Origin of the sequence: Streptomyces sp. SolWspMP-5a-2 (assembly GCF_900091845.1) — a bacterium.
GTDB classification, from domain to species: domain Bacteria; phylum Actinomycetota; class Actinomycetes; order Streptomycetales; family Streptomycetaceae; genus Streptomyces; species Streptomyces doudnae.
The window spans coordinates 1-7611 of record NZ_FMCI01000340.1; the positions used below are offsets into that span (position 1 = coordinate 1).

6 protein-coding genes are annotated in these 7611 nt (G+C 74.3%); 2 read left to right on the plus strand and 4 right to left on the minus strand.

The window, feature by feature from the left end; genetic code table 11:
• Positions 1-127: 127 nt before the first annotated feature.
• The 4 genes from GA0115242_RS33625 to GA0115242_RS33640 all read right to left on the minus strand — a co-directional run bounded on the left by GA0115242_RS33625 (position 128) and on the right by GA0115242_RS33640 (position 5727).
• Positions 128-2542, minus strand: a complete 2415-nt coding sequence (locus tag GA0115242_RS33625; RefSeq protein ID WP_093835324.1) for a transglutaminase TgpA family protein — start codon at positions 2540-2542, stop codon at positions 128-130.
• Positions 2539-3915, minus strand: a complete 1377-nt coding sequence (locus GA0115242_RS33630) for a DUF58 domain-containing protein (protein WP_093835316.1) — start codon at positions 3913-3915, stop codon at positions 2539-2541. Before GA0115242_RS33630 ends, GA0115242_RS33625 begins: the two co-directional genes overlap by 4 nt.
• A complete protein-coding gene (locus GA0115242_RS33635) occupies positions 3915-4940 on the minus strand; it encodes an AAA family ATPase (RefSeq protein WP_093835318.1) in 1026 nt (341 codons plus the stop codon). Before GA0115242_RS33635 ends, GA0115242_RS33630 begins: the two co-directional genes overlap by 1 nt.
• A gap of 238 nt (positions 4941-5178) precedes the next feature.
• Positions 5179-5727 (minus strand): beta-class carbonic anhydrase, encoded by a 549-nt coding sequence (locus GA0115242_RS33640; RefSeq protein ID WP_237549462.1) that lies wholly within the window; start codon positions 5725-5727, stop codon positions 5179-5181.
• A gap of 419 nt (positions 5728-6146) precedes the next feature.
• On the opposite strand from GA0115242_RS33640, the gene rsmH reads away from it, so the two are divergent.
• Both rsmH and GA0115242_RS33650 read left to right on the plus strand, forming a co-directional pair.
• Positions 6147-7103, plus strand: coding sequence for a 16S rRNA (cytosine(1402)-N(4))-methyltransferase RsmH (gene rsmH / locus GA0115242_RS33645; protein ID WP_093835322.1), 957 nt, complete (start codon positions 6147-6149; stop codon positions 7101-7103).
• 46 nt (positions 7104-7149) lie between these two features.
• Positions 7150-7611, plus strand: a 462-nt coding sequence (locus GA0115242_RS33650) for a septum formation initiator family protein (RefSeq protein ID WP_256089819.1), incomplete at its 3' end; no start/stop codon positions are given.

The following is a 7611-nucleotide window of genomic DNA, read 5'->3' on the forward strand; positions in this document are numbered from 1 at the left end:
CCGGCGGTCCCGTTCACGGCGACCCGATCTCGCGACCCGGCCCCAGCGGGCCCCGTCACGGGAACGGCCGGGGCGGCCGGCGAAGTCCTTTCCGGCCGCCCCCGGCCGTGTCGCTCACCCGGTCGGGTCAGTTGCCCTGGTGCTGTCCCGAGGGGCGCCAGGGACGGCGTGCCGACAGCGCCGCCCACCGGGCGGCCCAGCCCGCCCGCAGCCCCGCCCAGCGGTCCTGCACCGCCCACAGCGCGCGGACCGAGGAGCGCGGTGCGATCACCGCGCGGATCCTGGAGAACCATCCGGCCCGCTGCCACAGGGCCGCGCGCAGCGCCCGGACGTCCTGCGCCAGGCCCTCCATCGGGCTCGGCCGCGGGGCGAACAGCACCTGCTCCACCGCGCCCGCCACCCGGTGCACCGACTCCGCCGTCGCCGGATCCAGCTCGCCCAGCCGCACGATCCGCGCCGCCGCCCGGCGCGGGGTCAGCGCGTCGTCCGGCACGATGCCGTGGTCCCAGGCGGTGTCCGTCAGCTCGCGCCACAGGAACAGCACGCGGTCGGGCGCCGGGACCTGGACCCCGCCGTGCCGGGCGGACGCCAGCCGCACGGCCCGTCTGCGGGTCCGCCACAGCAGCGGCAGCAGCGGCAGGGCCACCACCAGCAGGGCCAGCAGCGACCACCCGGCCACCGCCCACCAGGCCCGGTCACCGGTGCCGGGCCGGGCCGTGTCCAGCGGCAGGGCGCCCGCGCAGGCGTCCAGGTCCCGGTCCTTGACCCGGTCGCAGCTCGCGCTCGCCGACGGCGCCGCCGACGTGGAGGCGCCCGCCGACTGCGAGGGCCGCGCCACGTCGGGGAGGGTGTCGCCGGGAGCCTCGGACTGCGTGTACGACGGCGTCGTCCCCCGGCTCGGGGTCGGTTCGAAGCGGGTCCAGCCCACGCCCTCGAAGTACAGCTCGGGCCAGGCGTGGGCGTCCTTCAGGCTCACCGCCACCGAGCCGTCCGCCTGCGGGGAGCCGGGCGCGAAGCCCACCGCCACCCGGGCCGGGATGCCCAGACTGCGGGCCATCGCCGCCATCGCGAAGGAGAAGTGGACGCAGAAGCCCTCCTTGTCGGCGAGGAAGCGGGCGATGGCGTCGGGGCCGCTGCCCACCTGCACCTGGGTGTTGTACTGGAAGCCGCCGTCCAGGGTGAAGTAGTCCTGGAGCTTGACCGCCTGCTCGTAGGGGTTGGCGCTGCCCGCCGTGACCTGCCGTGCGGTCTTCGCGACCACCGCGGGCACCGAGCCCGGCAGCTTCGTGTACGCGCGCCGCAGCGCCGCCGCGGGCTGCGGGGCGTCGGCGAGCTGCTCGGCGGTCGGCCGTACGGACAGGCTCTTGACCAGGTACGTCTTGCCCCGGGTGGTCTCGCCGTGGTCGCCGACCAGGGTCATGCCGACCGGCTCGTAGCGCCAGCTCCCGGAGACCTCCACCCCGCTGGGCGGGTACGGCATCGGCAGCCAGTCCTGGGCGTACCAGTCGGCCGCCGAGATCCGCGTCTCGATCTCCGTCCGCTTCACGTCCCCGCGCAGCCCGGTCGGGGCGGGCAGCCGGTCGGGGACGGCGACGATGTGCCGCTTGGCGGGCTTCCAGGTGCTGCCGTCGAAGTCGTCCAGGGAGACGATCCGCAGGTACAGGTCCGAGGTGTCGTCCGTGTTGGTGCGCAGGGAGAGGACCTGGCGGTCCTCGTCGACGTTCAGGCTGTCCCGCAGCGACACCAGGGGGTTGACCGCGGAGATCGTGCCCCCGCGGCCGCTGCCCGTGCCGACACCGGTCCCGGTGCCGTCCAGCAGGCCGCCGTTCATCCCGGGCAGCGCCAGCGGCACCACCAGGGCCACCCCCAGGGCGACCACGCCGATGCGCCGTCCGGTCCGCACCGGGGCGAGCGCGCCCGGATCGCCGCCCGGGGCGCGCGGGGTGCCCCCGAAGACCCGCCCCCACTGGGAGAGCCGGTCGCGGCCCTCGGTGAGCAGCAGCGTCAGGTAGCCGACCGCCGCGACCAGGAACCAGAGCCAGTCCGCGCCGCCCTCGGAGAGCCCCGCGGCGACCGAGTACAGCGCCAGCAGGGGCAGCCCGGCCGGGGCCGCGCTGCGGAACGTCACCGCGAGCGTGTCCACCGCGAGGCCGATCACCAGCACCCCGCCCAGCAGCATCAGCCGGATGCCGTCGGAGCCCAGCGGGGCCGGTATGGCGTACCGGGCGATGTCGTCACCGCCCTGCCGGAACAGCTCCGCGAAGTGCCGGAAGGCGTCGGGGCCGGGCACGAACCCGGCCACCGCCTGCTCGCGGGCGAACACCAGCGTCAGCATCAGCAGCGCCACCAGCGCCTGCGACGCGACCGTCAGCGCGCGGGCCAGCGGCACCCGCCGGGTCGCCGCGCCCACCAGGGTCTGCACGCCCAGCATGACGGCGGCCTGGAGGATCCAGGTGGCGGGGGAGACCAGCGGCAGCAGGGCGCAGGACGCCATCAGCGTCGCCGCCCAGGCGCACAGCGCCAGCCGTGCCCGACCGCTCATCGACCCGTCCCCTCGCCGCTCGTCCCGGCCGGTGCGGCGAGGCCGGTGCGCTCCCGGTCCGCCTGCCGCCACAGCTCCTCCAGCGAGGAGCCGCGCGGCACCCGCACCGCCGTCCAGCCCGCCTCGCGGAGCATCCGCAGCCGGTCCTCCGTCCCGTCCGACGGTCCGGGGACGGCGGTCGGTTCCCTGATCCACGACCAGTCGTCCAGCACGAAGGCGACCGCGCCCCCGCTGCGGCGGCGCATCTTCGCGGCCACCGCGGCCTGCTCCTCGTCGAGTTCGCCGAAGAACGCGACCAGCAGCCCCTCGCCGCCGCCGCGCAGCACGTCGTAGGCGCGGGAGAGGGTGGTGGAGTCGGAGTGGTCGATCACGGCGAGGGTGTCCATCAACAGCCCTGCCGCGTCCGCCGATTGCTGGCTCGCGCCCGCGAACCCGTCGGCGCCCTCGCCCGGCACCGCACTGCCGGTGTCCGTCAACAGCCGCACGGAGTAACCCCGTTCGAGCATGTGGACCAGGACCGACGCGGCGCCCGACACCGCCCACTCGAAGGCCGAGTCGGGCCCCGCGCCGAGGAAGGCCGTACCCCGGGTGTCCAGCAGGACCGTGCAGCGGGCGCGCTGCGGCTGCTCCTCCCGGCGCACCATCAGCTCGCCGTAGCGGGCCGTGGAGCGCCAGTGGACGCGGCGCAGGTCGTCGCCGTGGCGGTAGCCGCGCGGGATCACGTCGTCCTCGCCGGAGAGGGCGAGCGAGCGCTGGCGGCCGTCGCCGAACCCGGTCGACTCGCCCCGCAGCCGCACCGGCGGCAGCGCCTCCACGCGCGGGACGACGGTCAGGGTGTCGTGGGAGGAGAAGGAGCGGGTCAGCTCGCACATGCCGAACGGGTCGCTCAGCCGGAGCTGGAGGGGGCCCAGCGGGTAGCGGCCGCGCAGGTCGGAGCGGACCCGGTAGGACACCTCGCGGCGACCGCCCGGCTCCACCCGGTCCAGCACGAAGCGCGGTCGCGGTCCGAGCACGTAGGGCACCCGGTCCTGGAGCATGAGCAGTCCGGTGGGCAGCCGGGAGACGTTGTCCACCCGCAGATGGACCCGGGCCTCGCTGCCTGCGGGCACGCGCGCGGGGGAGAGCCTGCGGCTGCCCGCCACCCGGTATCGGGTGCGGTACAGGAACAGCACGCACACCAGGGGCAGCACGGCGAGCAGCAGGCCGACCCGGAGCAGATCGCTCTGGCCCAGCACGTAGGCGCAGATCGCCGCCGCCACGCCGGCCGCGAAGAAGGAGCGGCCGCGGGTGGTCAGGCCCGCCAGGGCCGCCCGCAGGCCGGTGCCGTCGGCGCCTTCGGTCCCGTCCGCCGGTGCCGGCGCGCCGTCGGCCATCACAGCCTCCGGGGCGGCTGCTGGCCGTATCCCGGGGTGCCGTGACCGCCTGACCCGCCCTGCTGCTGGGGCACCGGGGTGCGCTGGAGGATCTCCTGGACCACCTGCTCCGCGCTGCGGCGGTTCAGCTGGGCCTGCGCGGTCGGCAGCAGCCGGTGCGCGAGGACGGCGACGGCCAGGGACTGCACGTCGTCCGGGAGGGCGTACTCCCGGCCGTCGAGGGCGGCGGACGCCTTCGCCGCGCGCAGCAGGTGCAGCGTGGCGCGCGGGGAGGCGCCGAGTCTCAGATCGGGGTGGGTGCGGGTGGCGGAGACCAGGTCGACGGCGTAGCGGCGGACCGTCTCGGCGACGTGGACGCCCCGGACCGTCTCCACCAGCTTCACGACGTCGTGCGCGTGGGCGACCGGCTGGAGGTCCTCCAGCGGGGAGACCCCGCCGTGCACGTCGAGCATCTGCAGCTCGGCCTCCGGGCTGGGGTAGCCCACCGAGACCCGGGCCATGAAGCGGTCGCGCTGGGCCTCGGGCAGCGGGTAGGTGCCCTCCATCTCGACCGGGTTCTGGGTGGCCACCACCATGAAGGGGCTGGGCAGTTCGTAGGTCTGCCCGTCGATGGTGACCTGCCGCTCCTCCATCGACTCCAGCAGCGCGGACTGGGTCTTGGGGGAGGCGCGGTTGATCTCGTCGCCGATCACGATCTGGGCGAAGATCGCGCCGGGCTTGAACTCGAAGTCACGGCGCTGCTGGTCCCAGATGGACACGCCGGTGATGTCCGAGGGCAGCAGGTCGGGGGTGAACTGGATGCGCCGCACCGAGCAGTCGATCGACCGCGCCAGCGCCTTGGCGAGCATCGTCTTGCCCACGCCGGGGACGTCCTCGATCAGCAGGTGCCCCTCGGCGAGGAGCACCGTCAGCGCGAGCCGCACGACCTCGGGCTTGCCCTCGATCACTCCCTCCACCGAACCGCGCACACGCTCCGCGGTGGCGGTCAGATCTGTAAGGCGCGCTCGATCGTCATAGGTCGTCACCCGGCCCTCCTCGGCCCGTACTTTCTCGTGGCCGACGCTTCGCAGCGCACTACGGCCCACCCCGGATCACGGACGGCGCGCGGGAGCGGTCCCGCGCGACGCCTCCACCGCATTCTTGCCGCCGTTACCGATTCGTGTCACTCGACTGTGGACAACTGCCCGCGATATGTCGGGTTTTACGATGCTTGGTCATCGGTACGCGCGCGTGGTGCGAGGAACGAGAAGGGGCGGGACCGCGTCACGCGGGATCGATCTCGCGCAGCAGACCCGTCTTCACGTCGAAGACGAAGCCTCGCACGTCGTCGGTGTGCTGGAGGAACGGCGAGGTCCGCACGCGCTGCATGGACTGCCGCACGTCCTGGTCGACGTCCCGGAAGGACTCCACCGCCCACGCGGGACGCTGGCCGACCTCCATCTCCAGCTCGGTGCGGAACTCCTCGGTGATCGCCTCCAGGCCGCAGCCCGTGTGGTGGATCAGTATCACGCTGCGCGTGCCGAGCTTGCGCTGGCTGATGGTGAGCGAGCGGATCACGTCGTCGGTGACCACGCCGCCCGCGTTGCGGATGGTGTGGCAGTCGCCGAGCTGGAGGCCGAGCGCCGCGTGGAGGTCGATACGGGCGTCCATGCACGACACGACCGCGACGTGCAGGACGGGCCTGGCGTCCATCCCGGGGTCGGTGAAGGCGGAGGCGTACTCCTCGTTCGCCCCGACCAGTCGGTCGATCACGGTGTCGCCGCCCGCTATGGCGTCCTCGTGCCCGGTGGTGGCTGATGCTGAAGTCGTCATATCCATGACGGTACTGGTCACAGCCGTTCCGGTCCTGCGCTGGGAGCGGAAAAGGAACGTCATCACGTCCTCTTTGTGAGGTAAGCCACATGGGTCGGACGGTGGGTCCGCACGGGTGATTTTCCCCTCCGGGAGCGCTGCGGACGACGACTGCCGCGCCGCGCAGGCCGGTTGATTGACCGCGCGACACCGTCGACTAAAGTGACGCGAAGCGGGAGGCGAGGTGCTCCCTGCTGCACTGAGATCCCCCGGAGGACCCGGCGCTCTCGCCGGAACTCCCCACGTGCGCGGCGCGTACGTACGGCTCGGCCTCCTCCCGCTCCCGGTCGGCTGACGCTTCCGGCGCCGGCCCACCTCCCCTTCCCGAGCGGGCGGGGACCCGGCGGTGCGCGCGGTCCCGCCCGACCTGAGAGGGCCCCTTGAGCCAGAGTCGACATGTCCCGGTGATGCTCCAGCGGTGCCTGGACCTGTTGGCCCCCGCCCTGGAGCGGCCCGGCGCGGTCGTCGTCGACTGCACCCTGGGCCTCGGCGGCCACAGCGAGGCACTGCTGACCCGCTTCCCCGAGGCCCGCCTCGTCGCCCTCGACCGCGACAAGGAGGCGCTGCGCCTGTCCGGGGAGCGGCTCGCGCCCTTCGGGGAGCGCGCCACCCTGGTCCACGCCGTCTACGACGAGCTGCCCGACGTCCTGGACCGCCTGGGCACCCCGCGCGTCCAGGGCGTCCTCTTCGACCTCGGTGTCTCCTCCATGCAGCTCGACGAGGCCGACCGCGGCTTCGCCTACGCCCAGGACGCCCCGCTCGACATGCGCATGGACCAGAGCACCGGCATGAGCGCCGCCGAGGTCCTCAACACCTACCCGCCCGGCGAGCTGGTCCGCATCCTGCGCGCCTACGGCGAGGAGAAGCAGGCCAAGCGGATCGTCTCGGCGGTCGTCAGGGAGCGCGAGAAGGAGCCGTTCAGCTCCAGCGCCCGGCTCGTCGAGCTGATCAGGGACGCCCTGCCGCAGGCCGCCAAGCGCACCGGCGGCAACCCGGCCAAGCGCACCTTCCAGGCGCTGCGCATCGAGGTCAACGGCGAGCTGTCGGTCCTGGAGGCGGCGATCCCGGCGGCGGTGCGCGCCCTCGCGGTCGGCGGCCGGATCGGCGTGCTCTCCTACCACTCGCTGGAGGACCGGCTGGTGAAGCAGGTCTTCGCGGGCGGAGCGGCCACCACGGCGCCACCGGGACTGCCGGTGGTGCCCGAGCGGTACCAACCGCGGCTCAAGCTCCTCACGCGGGGTGCCGAACTTCCCACCGAGGAAGAGGTCGCCGAGAACCGGCGGGCCGCGCCGGCCCGCCTGCGCGGCGCCGAGCGCATCAGGGAGGACGTGGAGTGAGCGAGGCGCACGGGTGGACGGGGACGACGGACCCACGGGGGCACGCGTGAGCGCGGCACCGGAACCGAGGGGGCGGGCCGCGAGGCTGGCCCGGCTGATGCCCGCCGCCCCGGGCAACCAGGCCGCCCGCACGCCCTTCGTGCTGCTCGTCGTGCTGCTCCTGGGCGGCGGGCTGATCGGGCTGCTGGTCCTGAACTCCGCCCTCAGCGAGGGCTCGTTCCGGCTGGACGACCTCCAGCGGGACACCAAGAGCCTCACCGACGAGGAGCAGGCGCTCCAGCGGGACATCGACGCCTACTCGGCGCCGGAGGCGCTCCAGCGCCGGGCCCGCGAGCTGGGCATGGTCCCCGGCGGCGACCCCGCGTTCCTCGGCTCCGACGGCACCGTCAAGGGCGTGCCCTCGCCCGCCGCGGCGCGGCAGCCGGCGCCCCCGGTCCCGCTGGTGCTGCGGGTGCCGGAGACCGCGCACTCGGCGGCGCCCGGCAGCGCGGTGCCCACCCCGTCGCCC